Consider the following 19,545-nt stretch of genomic DNA (forward strand, 5'->3'; position numbering starts at 1 on the left):
TGGAGGCAAGAGTGCTTTGGCGTGGCTTGTTGTCTTTCTGCCTAGTCTTGGCCCCTCTACATGGCCGTGGCCGTGATGTCCGCAGTGGCCGTGATGTCCGCAACGGGGTGTATGTATCGGGTACAGTTGGTGCACAAAGTATGGGAACAAGCACCGATTCCTCTTAACAGCACGAATTTGCAAGATGGCCTCAATGGCAATTTGCAAAAATTAGTCAATGACATTAAAAGCCTTAATGCAAGTGCAGCACAAGTGGGTACGACCTTCAATGTGACTCAGATCAATCCCATTGAAATCCAAGCTCTCCAAACCCAAATTCAAGACTTAGAGTCTCAAATTTCCGTGCAAATTGCCCATTTAATAGCATTGATGGATTCTAGCCCTCAAACCCTTAACGACGCCAATGATCAAGCCATTATCCAAAACTACCAAAATATTTTTAACACACTCAAGAGCATCGATGGAAATTTACAGCAACAGATCGATCAGTACAATGATAAGCTCACCACAGATAAGGATGCTTACGAGAACCAGGTCAATAACGTGATTAAAAATAACCAACAAGCCCAAATCACTTATAGGCAAAACCAAAGCACCTATACCGATCAAGTCACCGCTTATGATCGCACAACCCAAGAGTTGTCTCATAATCTCAGCACTTGTATTGGTTCGCCAGATTGCCTAGCTCTGCCTAGCACTTATAGCCCTACCCAGGTACAACAAGCCCTTAACCAAATGATGCAAAATACTGATAGCATCGTGAATAGCAACATGCCTTGGTTCTTTGACGGTCCTTATAAAAACGACACAAGCAAAGTGATCACCCGAAGTCAGTGGAGTCGGGCTGTGCAAGAAGGGAATGTGAAAGCAAGCCATTGCCAATCTGCAAGCTGTATGCATAACTTTGATGTGAAATTTCAAGAGGTGTTAGGGCCTATAGCTTATTCAGGAATTTCTGCCTCTCAAGTGACACGTGTCTCTGCATGGTTTCATCAAATAGGGGAGGAACTTGTAGATTTTGGCTCACCCACACAAGCGATTCGTGCGATCATCAGGGTCTATAATTCTTTTATTATGCAAAGTACAATGATCGCCAGTTATTCTTTTTCTCCCCCTAGTACTCGTAGTGTGTTTGGACCACCACCTACTTTGCACAAAGAGCCCATGCCTACACCCCCCACTTTGGGGTTGACCTATCATAATCTCATCACTGAAATCCAAAACGCCCAAGCTAAAATCGGGCAACAAGGAAAATTCACACCACTACAAGGCACCATTAGTGTAGCCTCCCTTACACGGACAATCAATAGCCTTTCGCGCCCCTTTGCCAATATTAATTGGAATGCCAATCTAGGAGTAGGTGTGCAATACTTCTTTGTCAATCGCTTAGGGGTTGATGTCCATGTTAATGCTGGGTATAGTTATTTGGCTAGCCCCTTATTGCGAGAACTGCAAGGGTTTAAATCTTTGCAAGGGTTTTTATGGGAAGCAGGAGCTGATTTGATCTTCGATCTTTTTGTTTCTCATGGCGTGCGTCCATGGTTTACGGGCATTTATGCTGGGGCCATGGGAACGGGAGATTACTATTTCTTAGGTGCAAGCGGTCCGCATTCAGGCGTTACTGCCAACTATAATGTCCTATTTAATGTGGGTTTGCGTTTTCAAATTAGTCGCAATATCTTTAAGGTAGGAATCATGGACCCCTTAATCGCCCACTACATCGATATGAAAATAGGCAGCAATGTCATTGTTTTAGATGAAGATCATAAAGATGTCGATGTCTATATTTCTTTTGCGCATCTTTTCTAGACTTGAGGTGGAGTGACGAAAATTACCAAATCTTATTTTGTTCTCTAAAGAACCCTGAGAATTTACCCATTTCCAATGTTGGTGTGCTAACTACTACTTGAAATCCACTACGGTTGTTCGCTTATCCATGTTGTAACTCAAAAACACAAAGCGGGCATGCGTGTGTTTAATCACATGTTCTAGACTTTGGGGGGCTAAAGATTTCTTACACCATGCAGACTTGTCATACGCCCTAAGCCCCGTCTTGCCCTGTGGAGTGAAGTTGTCATATAGGGCAATGCTGTTTAAGATGTGGTAGTTTGCCCCATATTCGCGTTGGTTATAGGGGGGGTCTAAGTATAAAATGTCGGTTTGTAGTTGACAGATGATGTCCTTAGCGTCTGTGTGGTAGGCATGATGGGGGTTGGGGCTTAAGATGAAGGGGGCGGGGGTCAAGATCAAATCTTGCTGTGCGCTCTTTTTGAGCTTCTTTAAGAATGCTCCATAGACACAAGCGGTGTTGGCGACTTTATCCGCCACTTCTAAAAGCGAAGTGAGTAAAAAATAATGTTCGGCTAAACTTGTCGCCCCCCTGTGTGTGCCATTTGTCGATTTGGGTACGCATGGCATCGATTTTTAAGGCGTTGTGGTCGCTGAAATACTGCCTGCCTTCTCCGCCCCCCAAAGCGTAGTGTTGGTAGATTTTACCCGCCAAAGGGGGTAAGTGGTTGAGCTCATCTATCAGCATTTGTGCCCGCTTTAAAGGTTTGGTGTTTTCTATGTAGTGTTTGGCGAGCACAAAACTATAGAACTCTTTGTCGTTGCTGATCACTTGTTTGGCGTGGTTTTTAAAGAGTCGGCCCACTTCTATATCTATGTTATTTTATGTTCTCGCTTGTCCCCACAAAGCCTAAAGTGACACAGGGCTTTTTTCTCAAGCCTCTCTATGTCTTTTCTAATGGCTCGGTTAAATAGAGACATCTGTGTTGAACCCAGTCAACGGATGTGATCGATGGTGTTGTCCGGGATTTAGCTTTTGTCTGTTTCTATGCGGTATTTTTTGTTAAGTAGTTGCTGCCACGCCCCCAACTCAAGCCATTGCCCAGCATAAGACTTTTATAACGCCCTTCAAATTCGCTCACGCACACCCGACGGCTGATGCCTTAATTGTCAGCTTGCGCGAGTTCTTCAAGTAACTCTGCTTGTGTTGGATTTTTTGATTCATCAAGCTCTTTTTAGTGGAAATTGGGGTGGTACCCCTCCTCTTCATGATGAAGGCTATTTGCATTATTACAAAATATTTAATATATAGCGGTAACGGGTCTGCAAGGACACATATTGCCGTTCGCTTTTGCCATTTGTTCTCTTAATCTCAGATTACAAAATTCACCACGCAGATTTTAAACCCTTCTCTATACTTTAAGCCCCCCTTAAGCTTTAAAAGCATATAATGCGCTTTTGCAACAAAAAAGGGCAATGCGAAAAGTTTTAAAGCTTGCTGTTTGTTGCAAGGTGTTTAGTCTAACTAAATGTGTTCTTTGACATCCAAGCAAGAGAGTCTTGTGGCCAAATTTGTTTTTTACATTTTGTTTTGGCTTTAAGGACTCTAGTTTTTGACACAACTTGTCTAATAGAGTAATCTTGTGTGCTGTAGAGAAATCTAACAGCACAGAGCCAGTTTAGGATAAACTTAACTTTATGGAGAGTTTGATCCTGGCTCAGAGTGAACGCTGGCGGCGTGCCTAATACATGCAAGTCGAACGATGAAGCCTAGCTTGCTAGGCGGATTAGTGGCGCACGGGTGAGTAACGCATAGATGACATGCCCTTTAGTTTGGGATAGCCACTAGAAATGGTGATTAATACCAAATATTACCCTACGGGGGAAAGATTTATCGCTAAAGGATTGGTCTATGTCCTATCAGCTTGTTGGTGAGGTAAAGGCTCACCAAGGCAATGACGGGTATCCGGCCTGAGAGGGTGAACGGACACACTGGAACTGAGACACGGTCCAGACTCCTACGGGAGGCAGCAGTAGGGAATATTGCTCAATGGGCGCAAGCCTGAAGCAGCAACGCCGCGTGGAGGATGAAGGTTTTAGGATTGTAAACTCCTTTTGTGAGAGAAGATAATGACGGTATCTCACGAATAAGCACCGGCTAACTCCGTGCCAGCAGCCGCGGTAATACGGAGGGTGCAAGCGTTACTCGGAATCACTGGGCGTAAAGAGTGCGTAGGCGGGGTTGTAAGTCAGATGTGAAATCCTATGGCTTAACCATAGAACTGCATTTGAAACTACAACCCTAGAGTGTGGGAGAGGTAGGTGGAATTCTTGGTGTAGGGGTAAAATCCGTAGAGATCAAGAGGAATACTCATTGCGAAGGCGACCTGCTGGAACAATACTGACGCTGATTGCACGAAAGCGTGGGGAGCAAACAGGATTAGATACCCTGGTAGTCCACGCCCTAAACGATGGATGCTAGTTGTTGGGGGGCTTTGTCCTCCCAGTAATGCAGCTAACGCCTTAAGCATCCCGCCTGGGGAGTACGGTCGCAAGATTAAAACTCAAAGGAATAGACGGGGACCTGCACAAGCGGTGGAGCATGTGGTTTAATTCGAAGATACACGAAGAACCTTACCTAGGCTTGACATTGAAGAAATCTGCTAGAAATAGCGGAGTGTCTAGCTTGCTAGACCCTGAAAACAGGTGCTGCACGGCTGTCGTCAGCTCGTGTCGTGAGATGTTGGGTTAAGTCCCGCAACGAGCGCAACCCTCTTTCTTAGTTGCTAACAGGTTAAGCTGAGCTCTCTAAGAAGACTGCCTGCGTAAGCAGGAGGAAGGTGAGGACGACGTCAAGTCATCATGGCCCTTACGCCTAGGGCTACACACGTGCTACAATGGGATGCACAAAGAGATGCAATGCCGCGAGGCTGAGCCAATCTTAAAAACATCTCTCAGTTCGGATTGTAGGCTGCAACTCGCCTGCATGAAGCTGGAATCGCTAGTAATCGCAAATCAGCCATGTTGCGGTGAATACGTTCCCGGGTCTTGTACTCACCGCCCGTCACACCATGGGAGTTGTGTTTGCCTTAAGTCAGGATGCTAAAGCAGCTACTGCCCACGGCACACACAGCGACTGGGGTGAAGTCGTAACAAGGTAACCGTAGGTGAACCTGCGGTTGGATCACCTCCTTTCTTAGAGAAACTCTTCAAGACTTTGCTGTCTTGAAGACAAGGCTCAAGGCTCTCTTGCTGGGGTGTTAGGGATGTTTTTGAATCCCCACGAAAAATTTTCCAAAAATTCACGAACTTTATATTAAGAGTGGCGACTTTAAAATTGTAGGGATCGGACCATGCCATTTTTCCTAAAGGGATTCTTTTTATCTTTATCGCTCATTGTGGCGATTGGGGTGCAAAACGCCTTCATCATCAAGCAGGGCATGATCAAGAATCATATTTTTATCGTCAGCGGCATTTGCTTTATCTGTGATGTGGTCTTGATGGGGCTTGGGGTGTTTGGCGTGGGGGGTTTTTAGCCAAGAACAAAATCTTAAACCTACTCATCGCGTCTATTGGTGTTTTGTTTGTCCTGTATTATGGATGGATCTCTTTAAAGGCGGCATTTACAGCAGAATCGCCCCCAAATTTTCCCAATCCAATCCCCTACCTCTTAGAAAAACAATTTTACTCACTTTAGCCGTAACACTCCTAAATCCCCATGTCTATCTCGACACCGTTTTTGTCATAGGCGCGTCCGCATTGATGTTTAGCGTTGAGCAAAAGCTCCTCTTTGCCTTAGGGGCCCTTAGCGCATCTTGTTTGTGGTTTTTTGGTTTGGGCTATGGGGCGTTTAAATTAAGCCAGATTCTCATTAAAATCACCAGACTCCTAGACCTCCTCATCGCTGCCATCATGTTTTTCGTGGCCTTCTCGCTGATGCGCTATGTTTGGCTTTTAGTGTGGCACTAACCCCCTAATCCTAATCCTCCAAGAATCCGCTAAAATACCCACTTTATCCTAAAAGGCACGCCATGATCACAAAAGACAATCTCAAAGAAGTTTTGCAAGCCCTAGGCTTCTATCAAGAGGGCGAGCTTTTCACCCACGCCTACGCAAACGAGGCGAAAATCGTGGTGGATTTTCAGGCGCAGAGCATCACCTACGACCCGAAAGACCCAAATTTTAAAGAGGGAGAATACCCTGGCCTTGAGCACCCCAGCACGGGTTTTGTTATCCACAGAAGCACCACAACCAATTTCAGCGCAAACGAAAACTTTGTCTGTTTGGTGGCGGTGCATAAACTTTTAGAAAAAGGCTACGCCCCCAAGCACATCATGTTAGAGCCCACTTTTAAGGTCGGGCATGGGCAAAAAGCCTATGGAGACATTTTGGTGCTCGATCAAGAGTTTAAACCCTTGATCCTTATTGAAAACAAAACCTATGGAGAGGAATTTAACAAAGAGTGGACTAATACGCTCAAAAACGGGGGGCAACTTTTCAGCTACTACGCCGTGCATAAGGTTCCCTATTTGTGCTTACTAGCCTTTGGCTTTGGAGCCTCTAAACTGCACACAGAAAAGCACATCATTTACACCAAAGACAATGAGGAATATTTAAACCTCATCAATGCTAATCAGAAAATCAAAGACCAAAAGCGTGGCTTTAGCGATGAGAATCATGGCAACGCTCATGACTATTACCGCGCGTGGAGCGAAACCTACCAATGCGAAAGCATGGAATCGGGGCTGTTTGGCAAGAACATCGAGCCCTACCACATCGGCCAGAAACGCTACACCCTAAGCGATCTAGAAGCCGTGCCCTATGAGAAAATCAGCACAATTTACCACAAATTCGCCACGATTTTACGCCATCACTCCATTGGCAACTACGAAAACAGCTTTTACATCTTGGTGGATTTGTTCTTATGTAAGGTCATGGACGAGTTACAAAACGAAGGCAAAAAAGAGGAAGATCAAAGTCTAGACTTTTACTACAAGGGTCCAGCCGCAGACAGCCCCCTTAAATACTGCGATCGCCTCTTAGACCTCTACGCCAAGGGAGTGGAAGAGCTGTTTAACAAAAAGGTGGTGAATGTCAAAAAAGAGGAAATCGCTAAACTTTTTGACAGAGCCAAGCGTTACAAGGGCAAATTTAAAAAAGACCTCGATGCCCTCTTTGACAAACAAAAATACTTCAACATTAAAAAATTCAACTTCATCGAAATTGAAAACGAGGAGGAGTTCCAGCTCAATTTTAAAATCCTGGTGCAAGTGGCAGACTTGATTAAAAAATTCTACATCTGCAAGAGCGAGAATAACCAATTTTTAGGCGACCTCTTTGAAGGTTTTTTAAACCGCTCCATCCACCAAACCGAAGGCCGCTTTTTCACCCCCACGCCCATCACGAATTTTATCATCCACGCCCTGCCCCCTCTAACGAGCAATCCCAAAGTTTTAGACTTTGCCTGCGGGGCGGGGCATTTTTTAACCGAATTTTTAGCACGCCACAAGGACGCGAAAGTCTATGGCATTGAAAAAAACAAAGACCTCTCCAAAGTCGCCAAACTCGCCTGCATTTTCCATAACCCCAAAAGCCCCTCTTTAATCATCTTCCAAGACGCTTTAGATCACATCCACCAAGCCCATAGTTTAGAATTTGAGCCCAACAGCTTTGATTGCATTTTAAGCAACCCGCCCTACTCCGTCAAGGGCTTTTTAAGCACTCTAGAGTCTAGCGTGGTGAAAAGTTATGATTTGCACCACAGCGTGGAGGAAAAGAGCTATGAGAGCCACAACGCCATCGAGTGTTTCTTCATCGAGCGGGCATGGCACTTTTTAAAAGAGGGCGGGGTGTTTGCCCTCATTCTGCCCGTGAGTGTCCTGCAAAAAGGGGGGATTTATGAAAAGACCCGCGCCCTGCTTTTGGAGCATTTTAAAATCTTAGGGCTTGTGGAGCTCAATGCACGCACCTTTGGGAGCACAGGTACACAGACCATCATTTTATTCGCCCAAAAGACCAAAAAATACAGCCACGACCTCATCAACGCCCTACAAGAGGCTAATTTTCAGGGCACAGGCTTAAAGGGCGACTTCACCCAAGTGGGGTTTTTAGAGGAATATTGCACCTTTAGGGGCTATGGCTTGGAGGACTTTAAAGCCTTCATGGCGGGCAAAAACTTAAATCCAGCCCTAGAGCAGAGCTTTAGTGAGTATTTGAGCGATTTTCACGCCAAAGAGCCCAAAACCTTTAAAAAAAAGCTCCCCACAGAGGGACTTAAACAAGAGTGGTTTAAAGCTTCTAGCTTTTATACCAAAGACCTAGACAAGCAAAAGGGCAAAACCCAACAAAACGCGTATTTTAAAAGCAAAGACTACGAAGACACCTTAAAGGCATGGCAAAGAGAGCAAGCCCTGGCGCAAATGCACGCCCTAGAGCTTGAAAAAATGCGCCTTTTTGCCAGCATTCAGGGCGAGGAGGTGCTGATTCTAAAAAGCCCGCAACAAAGCAAGCCAAAGATCATCGAGTTCTTGGGCTATGATTGGAGCAAGCGCAAGGGCGATGAGGGCATCAAATACACCAGTTCGCAAAGCACAGAGGACCTAGACAATGAGGCCCTAAGCAATATCCAAAGCGTCAAGCACATTTTAATCCCCCTATATCACCCCCCTAAGACCCAGACGACCCCACTAAATTAGCCCACGCCTTTAAAAATTTTATGTATGCAAGACTCACCAACACCCCCAGCCCCGACTTGAGCCCCTATAGGGACCCAGACCCCGAAGGCTACCAACTCTTTAGCACCCCTTTAAGCGGGCTTATTGACTTTTCTAAAAGTGTTTTAGACAAGGCGATTAGTTTAAACCCTAAGCAAGATGACCTAGCCCCCGCTAGTGGCTGGGAATTGGTGAGTTTGAGCGACCCGCAAAAATTTAGCCTAAGCATAGGCAAGCGTATTTTAAACAGCGAGCTAAACCCACAGGGCAAAATCCCCGTTTATAGTGCCAATGTGTCTAAGCCCTTTGGCTATAGCAATCAAGAGTTATTAGAGGATTACAACAGCGATTGCGTGCTATGGGGCATTGACGGGGATTGGATGACCGCCTACATGCCCAAAGACACCCCCTTTTACCCTACAGACCACTGCGGGGTTTTACGCCCCCTTGACCCCAATATCAAAGCTAAAGTTTTACGCTACGCTTTGTACCAAGCAGGACAAAAAAAGGGTTTTTGCCGCAATTTACGGGCTTCACTCCAAAGGGTGAGAGACATTAAAATCCCCCTCCCGCCCTTAGAAGTGCAAGAGCAGATCATCGCCACGTGCGCCCAAGTAGAAAAACGCGCTAAGGAAGTGCAAGAGGGCATCCGGAATTACCAAAATTTAATTTTGGCAGTCTTAGGGGTTTGCGGGGTGGTGCAAGACAAAGCCCCTCAAATTGCAACAATCCTAGAAACCCTAGAGCGCCTTAACCTAGAGCTGACAAACCCTACAACCACAGAGCCCAAGCTAGAGGAGCTCAAAAGCTTAGTGCAAAACTTACCCAGCCCGCCAGCGGGGGGGTGGGAAATGGTGCGTCTTAGCAACCCCGAGCAATTCTATTTAAGCATAGGCAAACGGGTTTTAGACAGCGAGCTAAACCCACAGGGCACAATCCCCGTTTATAGTGCTAATGTGTCTAAGCCCTTTGGCTACACCAATCAAGAATTATTAGAGGATTACAACAGCGATTGCGTGCTGTGGGGCATTGACGGGGATTGGATAACCGCCTACATGCCTAAAGACACCCCCTTTACCCGACCGACCACTGCGGAATCTTACGCCCCCTTGATGCCAACATTAAAACCCCAATCTTACGCTACGCCCTGCACCAAGTCGGGCAAGAACAAGGCTTTTGCCGCAATTTACGGGCTTCACTCCAAAGGGTGAGAGACCTTAAAATCCCCCTCCCGCCCCTAGAGGCGCAAGAGCAAATCGTGGCTGTGCTTAGCCAAATCGAGCAAGAAATCGCCCGGCTCGATCAAGAGATCGCCACCATGCAAGGCAAAGAGCAAGAAATCTTACAAGAGTTTTTAGGCCAAGAGAGAGAGAGAGAGAGATCGCAAAAACTTAAAACAATCTTAAATAATTTAGAACGCGCCAAAGCCTTAAGAGAGTCCTACCTAGCCCTATTCACACTCACCCTAGAAAAAACGGGGCTAAAGCCCACCCTAGCCACGCTTTTAGAAAACCTCCCCACCCCTCCAGCTCAAGGATGGGATTTTGTCAAATTAGAGGCGCATTGTGCCCTCAACCAACACAGCCATAACCCTAGCCAAGAGAGCCAAGCCTACCACTACATCGACATCGATTGCGTGGAAAATGGCACGGGCAACATCCGCCTAAACCCCCCTATAGCGGGCAAGCAACTCCCCACAAGGGCGCGCCGTCTAGCCCCTAGTGATAGCGTGGTTATCTCCAGCGTGCGCCCCTACTTAAAAGGCTTTGCCTACATTGAGGCAAGCACGCCCCATACCCTATTTTCCACAGGCTTTGCGATTTTGCAGGGCAAAGAGAGCCTAAACTCTAAATTTCTCTACCTTTTATTCATGTTTTCAGCGGACTTAATGCGCCAAATGCAAGAGCGCATGCCTAAAGCTTCTTACCCCAGCCTCAACACAGAGGACTTTAAAGCCCTTAAAATCCCCCTCCCGCCTCTGCAAGTGCAAGAGAAAATCGTGCGTGTGTTTAGCCACATTGAGCAAAAAATCACCGCCCTACACACCCAAGCCCAAACTCTAGAGGGACAAGAGAGCACCATTTTAAAAAGGCATTTGGGGACTTAGCCCAAGATGAGGTGAGGGTTTAAAGCATGTTACCTTCTCACTCATTTTGTGCCCAAAAAAAGCAAAACTTAAGCCCATTGATATTTGGATTGCTGTATCATTAAGTCCTTATTTTAAGACTAGGAGATTTGATGCTAGAGTCTCACGATACGCTTTTTTACAACATATCCAACCGCTTAGAAAGTTTGATGCCTTTAACCGCCCACAATGCCGACAAAAACATCCACGAGGAAATGGAGAAAAGCGGCATTGAGCGGCGCGACTTCATCAAATGGGCGGGGGCGATGACCGCCACTTTTGCCCTGCCTGCCAGTTTCACCCCCCTAACGGCTAAAGCCGTGGAGGTGGCTAACCGCCTGCCCGTGATTTGGTTGCACATGGCCGAGTGCACGGGCTGCAGCGAGAGCTTGCTAAGGAGCGAAGACCCCAGCATTGACAGCGTGATCTTTGACTACATCAATTTGGAATACCACGAAACCATCATGGTTGCCAGCGGACACCAGGCGGATTTGAGTCTAGAAGAGGCGATTGAAAAGCACAAGGGCAATTACATTTTAATGGTGGAGGGGGGGATTCCTAAAGGCACAGAGTATTTTTTAACGATGGGTGCACAGGCGCGCACAGGCGCACAAGAGTGCATCCATGCCGCCAAGCACGCTAAGGCGATCTTTGCTATTGGGACTTGTTCGAGCTTTGGAGGCGTGCAAGCGGCTTACCCCAATCCCTCAAACGCCCAATCCTTAGATAAAATCATCTCCCAGCCCATCGTGAATGTTCCCGGTTGTCCTCCGAGTGAAAAGAACATTGTGGGCAACATCATCTATTACTTGATGTTTGGCACGCTCCCCCGTTTAGACGCTTACAACCGCCCCACTTGGGCCTATGGACACCGCGTGCACGACCTTTGCGAAAGACGGGGGCATTTTGACGCCGGTGAGTTCGTGCAGCACTTCGGCGATGAAAACGCCAAAAATGGCTTTTGTCTGTATAAAGTGGGTTGCAAGGGACCCTACACCTTCAACAACTGCTCAAAACTACGCTTCAACTCCCACACTTCTTGGCCCATTCAGGCCGGACATGGTTGCATTGGCTGCTCTGAGCCTAACTTTTGGGACACCATGAGCCCCTTTGAAGAGCCCATTTCTAACCGCTTGATTGTGCCTGTAACCACCGCCTTTGGAGGGGCGGGGGCAGATAAGGTCGCCGACACTGTGGGCGTGGTGGCTTTGAGCGCGAGCGCAATTGGCATTGCGGCGCACGCTTTGATCTCAGGGCTTAATAAAGACAAGGACGCTTAATGGCTAAGAAAATCATTGTAGACCCGATCACGCGCATTGAAGGGCATTTACGCATCGAGGTGGTGGTGGACGATAACAATGTCATCACCGATGCCTTTTCCTCCTCCACGCTCTTTAGGGGGCTAGAAACGATCATCAAGCACCGCGACCCACGCGATGCGGGCTTCATCGCGCAGCGCATTTGTGGGGTTTGCACCTATTCGCACTACAAGGCGGGCATCAGTGCCGTAGAAAACGCTCTAGGCATCACACCTCCCCTAAATGCCCAACTGGTGCGCTCTTTAATGAACATTGCGCTCTTGTTGCACGATCATGTGGTGCATTTTTACACTTTGCATGGCCTGGATTGGTGCGACCTACTCAGTGCGCTTAAAGCAGACCCCAAGAAAGCGAGTCAAATCGCCTTTCATTACAGCGAATACCCTCTAGGCACGGGGGCGGATGAGCTTAAAGAGGTGCAAAAGCGCGTGGGTGATTTTGCCAAGCAGGGCGCGCTAGGGCCCTTTAACAATGGCTACTATGGGCACAAGACCTACCACTTAAGCCCCGAACAAAATTTAATCGTGCTCTCCCACTATTTAAAATTGCTGGCCATCCAGCGGGAGGCTGCCAAAATGACCGCCATTTTTGGGGCCAAACAACCCCACCCCCAAAGCCTAACTGTGGGCGGGATCACTTCTGTCATGGATGTACTCGATCCCACCCGTTTAGCTGAGTGGAAGAGCAAGTTCGAAACCGTGAAAGACTTTGTTGAACGGGCCTACTACCCAGACATTGTCATGGCAGCGGCCATGTTTAACAAAGAGGACAGCGTGCTGCATGGCTGTGGGCTTAAAAACTTCATTGCCTACGAAGAGATCTTGCTGAGCCGGGGCAAGCACCTACTAAGCTCGGGGATTGTACTCAATGGCGATTTAAACACCCTGCATGCCATTGATGAGAACTTGATTAAAGAAGAGGTGACTCACTCTTGGTATCAATACAACAACACTAAAGAAGTCCAGCTACACCCCTACGATGGCCAAACCAACCCCCATTACACGGGCTTTAAAGACGGCGAGAGTGTGGGCCTTAGCGGCAAATTAGAAAAAAGCAAGGTGCTAGACCCACATAATAAATACTCGTGGATCAAATCCCCCCGCTACGACGGCATGCCTATGGAGGTGGGGCCCTTAGCGTCCTTAGCCGTGGGGCTTGCGGCCAAAAACCCCTACACCACGAAAGTCGCCACGCAGTTTTTAAAAGACACGGGATTACCCATTGAGGCGATCTTTAGCACGCTGGGGCGCACGGCGGCGCGTTGTTTGGAGGCAAAAATTTTAGTGGACAATGGGTTGCAGACTTGGGACTCTTTGGTAGAAAATTTAAAATCCGATCAAAGCACTTGTGCCCCCTATGTGATCGATAAAGATAAAGAATACAAGGGGCGTTACATCGGGCAGGTGCCCCGGGGGATGCTTAGCCACTGGGTGCGGATCAAAAACGGCGTGGTGGAGAATTACCAAGCGGTGGTGCCTTCCACTTGGAATGCGGGGGCTAGAGATTCTAAGGGGCAAAAGGGGCCCTATGAAATGAGTCTCATTGGCACAAGACTCGCCGACTTGACTCAGCCACTAGAGATCATCCGCACGATTCACTCGTTTGACCCCTGCATCGCCTGCTCCGTGCATGTCATCGACAGCAAGGGGCAGAACTTTGGAGAGTTTAGGGTCGATCCCAGCTTTGCCCGTTTTGACAAGGGGGGACAACATGGATAGTTACCACAGAACACAAGAATTTAGCGGTCTTGTGCGTTTTTTCCACTGGGGGCGGGCGTTGGCAATTTTTGCTTTAATGGGCACAGGCTTTTACATCGCCTACCCCTTCCTAGCCCCCCACTCTAGCGTGTATAAGCACATGGGCTTGTTGCAAGCCTACATTAGAAGCACCCACACCATGTTAGGCTTTCTTTTGATCGCCATTTGTCTTTTCCGTTTTTATCTCTTTTTCTTTGATCGAAAAAGCTACCGAGAACGCATAGCCGCTAAGAATGTGCTTAGCATTAGAGCATGGATCCGACAATTTAGAGTGTATTTTTGGATCGCTAAACCTATCCATGCCAAAGGGGCTTATAACCCCATACAATTTGTGGCTTATTTGACACTTTGTGTCTTGCTGATCCTCATCATCTTAAGTGGCTTGGTGCTGTATTACAATGTTTACCACTTGGGGCTAGGCGGGGTGCTAGAGCCTTTGTTTAAGTGGTTTGAAGTGCTGTGCGGGGGGTTGTCTAATGTGCGCTACCTGCACCACTTGGCGACTTGGGGCATTTGCCTATTCATCCCCGTGCATGTTTACATGGTCGTTTTCCACTCTATTAAGTTCCCCGATGGCGGGGCGGATGTGATGGTAAGCGGCATCCGCTATGTGAAAGATTAGCCTGAAAATTTTAGTGCTTGGGATCGGCAACATTTTACTAGGTGATGAGGGGGTGGGGGTGCATTTGTGTCATCAACTGCAACACAACTACGCCTTTAGCGGACGAGACTTAGATTTTATGGATGGGGGCACGATGGCGCAGGCGTTGATCCCCTGGATTGTGGAGTACGATCAAATTTTGCTCTTAGATTGTGTGAGCGTGGAGGGGGCGCAGGTGGGTGAAGTTTTTTGCTTTGATTTTGTGCAAATCCCCCCCAACATCACATGGGCGGGCAGCGCGCACGAGGTGGAGATGTTGCAAACCTTAAAGCTCACCGCTTTAATGGGCGACCTGCCCCCCACGACCATCATCGGACTGATTCCCAAGATCGTTCCAGACAGCACGACTTTTAACTTGAGCCCCGCCATGTTAGAAGGCGCACAGACTGCTAAAACCAAAGCCCTAGAGATTTTGCAAGCGTGGGGCGTTACAGCCACACCAAAGCTAAAGCCTTTGGGTTTACAAGAAATCGCCAACAACTCTTATAGGATCGCTCTATGAAAGCTTTTGCGTTTAAATTTAAATCTGTCGGCACAACTGAGCTAGCTGCTTTGTTCATGGACTTTATGGCGCACCACGCCCACGCTCAGGGGCTGCCTTACGCCACGAGCAAAGAGGTCTTTTACCTAAAAGCTCCCCCTAAAAAGGCAGAGAACTTTGCCACAGAACTAAGCCAACGCCTGCCCCTAGCCTTTAGCTTTAATTTTACGGGCATAGAGGTGACTAGAGAGTCTTTAAAGTGGCAAGATCAAGAGGTCGCTTGCCCGCCCATTGACATCAGCTGCGCTAAGGACTTTTTAGACCCTAAGCATCAAGACTTTTGTGCCCCCAAAGCCCATTTTGAGAGCCTAAGTTATCAAAACCAAGAGTTGGCAACCCCCGCTAAAGTGCAAGAAGCCATGCAAAAGGCGGTGCAGACCTTGCAAGTCGGGCAGCTTGTGGTGCAAACTTCTAGGGGGACAATCACCCTTTCACCCACGCCCCAAAAAGATGCCAGCGTGTTGTTCATGGACCTAGCCAGCGTGTTGTCAATAACCCGCCTAGAGCCTAAGAGCGCGCAGGTGCTATGCACCTATGAAAAGCCCACGATCCGCACAGCACTTAAGGAGGTCTTTGCCAAAGAGTTTGGGCGTTTAGAAATAGATGCTTGTTTGCCCTATGATTTAGGGCTTGCCTTGTTGGCCCATTTTGCCCTAGAAAAGGGCGTGTCCTATCTCTTTTTAAGCAAATCCCCCCAAAGCACCCCCAATTTAGCCTATGTGTGTAAAGCCCCAAGCACGCCAGAGCAGATCTACAGCGTGGCGCAAAATGGCTTGATGCTCTCCCATCAGCGCGCCCTAGCTAGGGACACTTTAGACTTTATCCAGCAAGAAGCTCCCAGCGGATCGCATTTACTCGTTTATTTAAACTTTGAGCGTCCTAGTTGCTTTTGGGTGTATCAAGAGGGCTACAAGCAGCTTTTAAGCGTGGAGCAAGAAACCCACCCACAAGCCCTACTCGCCCAGCTGCAAAGCAATGCTAAGGGGCGTAAACTTTATGCCAACTATAAACAGGCGTTCCCTGATTTGTGCCAAGCCCTAGAGCAAGCCCCGCAAACCCCGCCTAGCCAAAATCTCTTAGACTTTTTAGCGGGGCTTTTGCAGGTTTTAGGCTTTAGCCAAACCCATAACCCCCGCGCCATTTTTGAGCTAGCCACAAGCTTTTTACGCAACAAAGGCCCGCGCGTGGACTTCAAACTCACTAAAGAGCCTTTAAGTCTTAATCCCACCCCCACTTTAAGGAGTGCTGCCAGCTACACACTAGGGGGCACGGACGCGCCCACGATGTGCTTTGGGATTTTAGATTCTCTAGCCGAGTTTTTAGGCAATGTCATTTACGATGCGCACACAAAATTTAGCTGCGATCGGGTGTATCTGTGTGGAGAAGTGTTTTTGCAAAAGGTCTTTTTGGATTTGTGTTTGCAGTATTTCCCCAAAGAATGTCCCCCCACTTTCCCCACAAAGGCGATGGATTACCAAGATGCTGGCGCGTAGAGAATTTATTTTGGCGGGGACGGGGCTTCTCTTAAGCCTTAGCATGCCCCTTTTAGCACAGGCACGGGTTAAAGAAGTGGTCGGCATTGTGCATGTTTTTGGTGATGGAGCGAGGCTAGACACCCTAAGCATTGCCTACGACACAAAGATTTCTAAGGCACGCAAACAGGATTACCAAGTGTTGGGCTGTGTGCTCCAAGAAGTCTATATCAGCCAAGACATTTGGGGCGCAAACCACCACGCAAGCGGACATTTTGTCATTTTAAAGCTTAAGGAGGCTAAGCCCCTGTTAGAAAGCATCCAGCACCACAAACCACAGGCACACCCCAAAAGGAAATTTATCGCTGGGGGTAAGCCCGAGCACACTCTAAAGCTGCAAATCCCGACAATGCTCCTTAAAATTAAAGACAGGACTTTAGGGCTTGCTAGGGTGTCTTACCCGATTGTCGAGGATTTTAAGGCGTTTGTCTTTGAAGATCAAGCCTTACAAAGGACTTTGCCCTATCATTTGTTTATCCCCCAATCTAAAGAAAAACTCCCCCTCGTGCTTTTCATGCACGATGCAGGTGTGGTGGGCGATTTAAAACGGGCCACTTTATTGCAAGGTTTGGGCGCGCTCATTTGGGCGCACCCTGGCGCACCCTAAAGAGCAAGCCAAACGCCCTTGTTATGTGCTTGCCCCGCAATACAATGAAATCGTGGTCGATGACAACTCTAACGCTTCGCCCATGCTGGATGTTACCATGCACCTTGTCAAAGAGTTGTGCCAAAAATACCCTATAGACCCCTCTAGAATCTACACCACAGGACAATCTATGGGCTGTATGATGTCCATCGCTATGCTCATCAAATACCCACACTTTTTTGCTGGGGCTTTTTTAGTTGCCGGGCAGTGGAAAGCGTCCTTATGCGGTCCCTTAGTGCATGATAGGCTATGGATTTTGGTTTCTCAAGACGACCTAGGGGCTTACCCGGCACAAACGGCCATTGTCGAAAAATTAGAGCATGGGGGGGTTAAAGTGGCTAAAGCCGTTTGGGATGGTAGGTGGGATCAAGCGCACTTCATGCAGGCTTGTAAAGAGATGATGGCCAAAAATGCACCCATCAATTACGCTGTGCTTAAAAAAGGCAGTCTGCCAAGTGGGGATAAAATGAGTGCACACCGTGGCACTTGGCAGGTGGCTTACAATATTGAGCCGATCCGGGCGTGGCTTTTTAAACAAACCTTGAAAAATGTCTAGGAGAGTGTATGCAATGCAGTGATCGCATTTTTGTCGCCGGGCATACGGGTTTAGTGGGGCGCGCGATCACCGCGTGTTTGCAAGAGCAGGGCTACAGCAATCTCATTTTAAAAACCCATAGTGAGTTAGATTTAAGCAATCAAAGCGCTGTGGAGGCGTTTTTTGAAAAAGAACGCCCCGAGATCGTAGTTTTGGCGGCAGCTAAAGTGGGGGGGATTTTAGCCAACAACACTTATCGGGCGGACTTCATCTATGAAAATTTGGCGATCCAAACCCACACCATCCACAACGCCTACAAATATGGGGTTAAAAAACTTCTCTTTTTGGGATCGACTTGCATTTACCCCAAAGAGTGCCCCCAGCCCATTAAAGAAGAGTATCTTTTAACCAGCCCCCTAGAGCCCACAAACGAGCCTTACGCCATCGCCAAAATCGCCGGGCTTAAAATGTGTGAGGCCTACAACGCCCAGTATGGCACAAACTTCATCGCCGCCATGCCCACGAATTTATACGGAGAGTTTGACAACTTTGATCTGCAAAACTCCCATGTCTTGCCCGCCCTACTTAGAAAGCTGCACCTAGCCAAACTCTTAGAAAACAAGCAAGAAGAGGCCGTGCTTAAGGATTTAAATCTACCTAGAGAGCAAGCCCTAAGCTTTTTAAAACAGCAGGGCATCAGTGTGGAGGCCGTCAAAGTTTGGGGCTCTGGCACGCCCAGACGCGAGTTTTTGCATGTCAAGGATTTGGCGCATGGTTGTTTGTTTCTCTTAAAACACCAAGCAGCTAGCTCCACGCTTAATCACACCAACATCGGTACAGGTAAGGACATCAGCATTAAAGATTTAGCATATTTGATGAAAGAGATTGTGGGCTTTAAGGGGGAGTTGGTGTTTGATGACTCTAAGCCCGATGGGACTTTGTTAAAGTGCTGCGATGTGTCTAAGATTGCTAGTCTAGGATGGAAGGCGGGCATTAAATTAGAAGAGGGGATTAGAGGGGTGTATGACTGGTATTTAGCGCGCCCTTAAAGCGCGCTGGGGGATTAGAAGTTATAAATGTAGCGCAAATACATGGAGTGTTGCCGCCCAAATGTCCGCAACGGCAATTACCACCCCGTGCGCAACCCCTTTGCCGTCACTTCTAACGAGCCCACCAAACCCCTACTACCCCCAAGAAGTCAACCAGTGGTGTAGCCAAAATCCGAGCGATTGTGAACACGGCACCATCACCCCGGTTTCTGGCGGTGGCTACCAACTCAGCCCAAGCAACATCGCCACCGGCTGGATTCCCAAATACAAAGCCTACGACATGACTCCGCCCAATGCCAGCAACTCCGCTTCAAACGATTGGACTTTAGACAATGCAGATGCTGAGAGGACTTTACAAAAAGATATTTTCTTGATCAACTCTGGGTTGAATGTCAAAGTACAGCACCCCATTAGTCCCGATTATGGCAATGTCTTCAAACACGGCGCGAATTACCAAAACCTGACCGCCTTCTCGGGTCTTGGCAAGAAAAATGGTCTGTATCCGGGCAACATTAATCCCAACGACCCCACTGGCCCCGGTCTGCCCTACCGCCACTACTATGTCGATCCGGGTGATGAGTACAACCAAAACATGAGCTCGCCCAATCCCGCCTACCGCTCTTTGCCCCAAAACTCCTATGGAGTGGGCAACATCATTGGGGGGGTATGTGCAGGCCAACTACAACTTCTTAAAAAATTTGATCGTGGGGGCGGGTACGCGCTACGACATCTGTCTACTCAAAGACAAAGATGGTGACAACCACATGACCTCCGGCTTTAGCCCCAGTGCCACAGTTCTTTACAACCCCATTGAAGCACTGAGTCTAAAGCTCTCTTACGCCTATGTTACATCTTGACACACTCCCCCTAGCTAAAGCT

At 47.9% G+C, this 19,545-nt stretch carries 17 protein-coding genes, 1 rRNA gene and 1 pseudogene; 16 read left to right on the plus strand and 3 right to left on the minus strand.

The window, feature by feature from the left end:
• The first annotated feature begins 60 nt into the window (after positions 1 to 60).
• Positions 61 to 1,809 carry a hypothetical protein gene (locus QUE23_RS05445; protein ID WP_286348090.1) on the plus strand — a complete coding sequence of 583 codons (1,749 nt, stop codon included), beginning with the start codon at positions 61 to 63 and terminating at the stop codon, positions 1,807 to 1,809.
• Between the two features lie 93 nt (positions 1,810 to 1,902).
• On the opposite strand, the gene QUE23_RS05450 is transcribed toward QUE23_RS05445, so the two are convergent.
• From QUE23_RS05450 to QUE23_RS09995, 3 genes are all read right to left on the minus strand, one after another.
• Positions 1,903 to 2,418: a DNA adenine methylase gene (locus QUE23_RS05450; protein ID WP_286348091.1), complete on the minus strand. Its 516-nt coding sequence runs from the start codon at positions 2,416 to 2,418 to the stop codon at positions 1,903 to 1,905.
• Positions 2,318 to 2,653, minus strand: coding sequence for a DNA adenine methylase (locus tag QUE23_RS05455; RefSeq protein WP_286348092.1), 336 nt, complete (start codon positions 2,651 to 2,653; stop codon positions 2,318 to 2,320). Before QUE23_RS05455 ends, QUE23_RS05450 begins: the two co-directional genes overlap by 101 nt.
• A 181-nt stretch (positions 2,654 to 2,834) precedes the next feature.
• Positions 2,835 to 2,936 carry a hypothetical protein gene (locus QUE23_RS09995; RefSeq protein ID WP_353622218.1) on the minus strand — a complete coding sequence of 34 codons (102 nt, stop codon included), beginning with the start codon at positions 2,934 to 2,936 and terminating at the stop codon, positions 2,835 to 2,837.
• 547 nt (positions 2,937 to 3,483) lie between these two features.
• On the opposite strand from QUE23_RS09995, the gene QUE23_RS05460 reads away from it, so the two are divergent.
• From QUE23_RS05460 to QUE23_RS05530, 15 genes and pseudogenes are all read left to right on the plus strand, one after another.
• A 16S ribosomal RNA gene (locus tag QUE23_RS05460) occupies positions 3,484 to 4,983 on the plus strand.
• Positions 4,984 to 5,141: 158 nt separating this feature from the next.
• Positions 5,142 to 5,324 (plus strand): LysE family transporter, encoded by a 183-nt coding sequence (locus QUE23_RS05465; protein WP_286348093.1) that lies wholly within the window; start codon positions 5,142 to 5,144, stop codon positions 5,322 to 5,324.
• 64 nt (positions 5,325 to 5,388) lie between these two features.
• Complete coding sequence (locus QUE23_RS05470; RefSeq protein WP_434801974.1) at positions 5,389 to 5,757, plus strand: LysE/ArgO family amino acid transporter; 369 nt, start codon at positions 5,389 to 5,391, stop codon at positions 5,755 to 5,757.
• A gap of 62 nt (positions 5,758 to 5,819) precedes the next feature.
• The gene (locus QUE23_RS05475) at positions 5,820 to 8,483 is read left to right on the plus strand and encodes a type I restriction-modification system subunit M (RefSeq protein ID WP_286348094.1); all 2,664 of its coding nucleotides are present in this window, start codon (positions 5,820 to 5,822) and stop codon (positions 8,481 to 8,483) included.
• 20 nt (positions 8,484 to 8,503) lie between these two features.
• Complete coding sequence (locus QUE23_RS05480) at positions 8,504 to 9,712, plus strand: restriction endonuclease subunit S (protein ID WP_286348095.1); 1,209 nt, start codon at positions 8,504 to 8,506, stop codon at positions 9,710 to 9,712.
• Positions 9,634 to 10,608, plus strand: a complete 975-nt coding sequence (locus QUE23_RS05485) for a restriction endonuclease subunit S (RefSeq protein ID WP_286349421.1) — start codon at positions 9,634 to 9,636, stop codon at positions 10,606 to 10,608. The genes QUE23_RS05480 and QUE23_RS05485 overlap by 79 nt, the downstream gene beginning before the upstream one ends.
• A 188-nt stretch (positions 10,609 to 10,796) precedes the next feature.
• Positions 10,797 to 11,906, plus strand: a complete 1,110-nt coding sequence (locus QUE23_RS05490) for a hydrogenase small subunit (RefSeq protein WP_286349422.1) — start codon at positions 10,797 to 10,799, stop codon at positions 11,904 to 11,906.
• Positions 11,906 to 13,663, plus strand: coding sequence for a nickel-dependent hydrogenase large subunit (locus QUE23_RS05495; protein ID WP_286348096.1), 1,758 nt, complete (start codon positions 11,906 to 11,908; stop codon positions 13,661 to 13,663). The genes QUE23_RS05490 and QUE23_RS05495 overlap by 1 nt, the downstream gene beginning before the upstream one ends.
• A complete protein-coding gene (cybH, locus tag QUE23_RS05500; protein ID WP_286348097.1) occupies positions 13,656 to 14,324 on the plus strand; it encodes a Ni/Fe-hydrogenase, b-type cytochrome subunit in 669 nt (222 codons plus the stop codon). The genes QUE23_RS05495 and cybH overlap by 8 nt, the downstream gene beginning before the upstream one ends.
• Before the next feature lies 1 nt (position 14,325).
• A complete protein-coding gene (locus tag QUE23_RS05505; RefSeq protein ID WP_286349423.1) occupies positions 14,326 to 14,865 on the plus strand; it encodes a HyaD/HybD family hydrogenase maturation endopeptidase in 540 nt (179 codons plus the stop codon).
• Positions 14,862 to 16,397, plus strand: a complete 1,536-nt coding sequence (locus QUE23_RS05510; RefSeq protein ID WP_286348098.1) for a carbamoyltransferase HypF — start codon at positions 14,862 to 14,864, stop codon at positions 16,395 to 16,397. Before QUE23_RS05505 ends, QUE23_RS05510 begins: the two co-directional genes overlap by 4 nt.
• On the plus strand, positions 16,384 to 17,043 hold the full coding sequence (locus tag QUE23_RS05515; RefSeq protein WP_286348099.1) for a hypothetical protein: 660 nt from the start codon (positions 16,384 to 16,386) through the stop codon (positions 17,041 to 17,043). The genes QUE23_RS05510 and QUE23_RS05515 overlap by 14 nt, the downstream gene beginning before the upstream one ends.
• Before the next feature lie 25 nt (positions 17,044 to 17,068).
• Complete coding sequence (locus tag QUE23_RS05520) at positions 17,069 to 17,638, plus strand: carboxylesterase family protein (RefSeq protein ID WP_286348100.1); 570 nt, start codon at positions 17,069 to 17,071, stop codon at positions 17,636 to 17,638.
• 8 nt (positions 17,639 to 17,646) lie between these two features.
• Positions 17,647 to 18,666, plus strand: a complete 1,020-nt coding sequence (locus QUE23_RS05525) for a GDP-L-fucose synthase family protein (RefSeq protein ID WP_286348101.1) — start codon at positions 17,647 to 17,649, stop codon at positions 18,664 to 18,666.
• A 63-nt stretch (positions 18,667 to 18,729) separates the two neighbouring features.
• A pseudogene (locus tag QUE23_RS05530) lies at positions 18,730 to 19,517 on the plus strand (TonB-dependent receptor domain-containing protein); the annotation flags it as partial.
• Between the last annotated feature and the right edge of the window lie 28 nt (positions 19,518 to 19,545).

It is taken from the genome of Helicobacter felistomachi, from assembly GCF_030296895.1.
In the GTDB taxonomy this organism is placed as follows: domain Bacteria; phylum Campylobacterota; class Campylobacteria; order Campylobacterales; family Helicobacteraceae; genus Helicobacter; species Helicobacter felistomachi.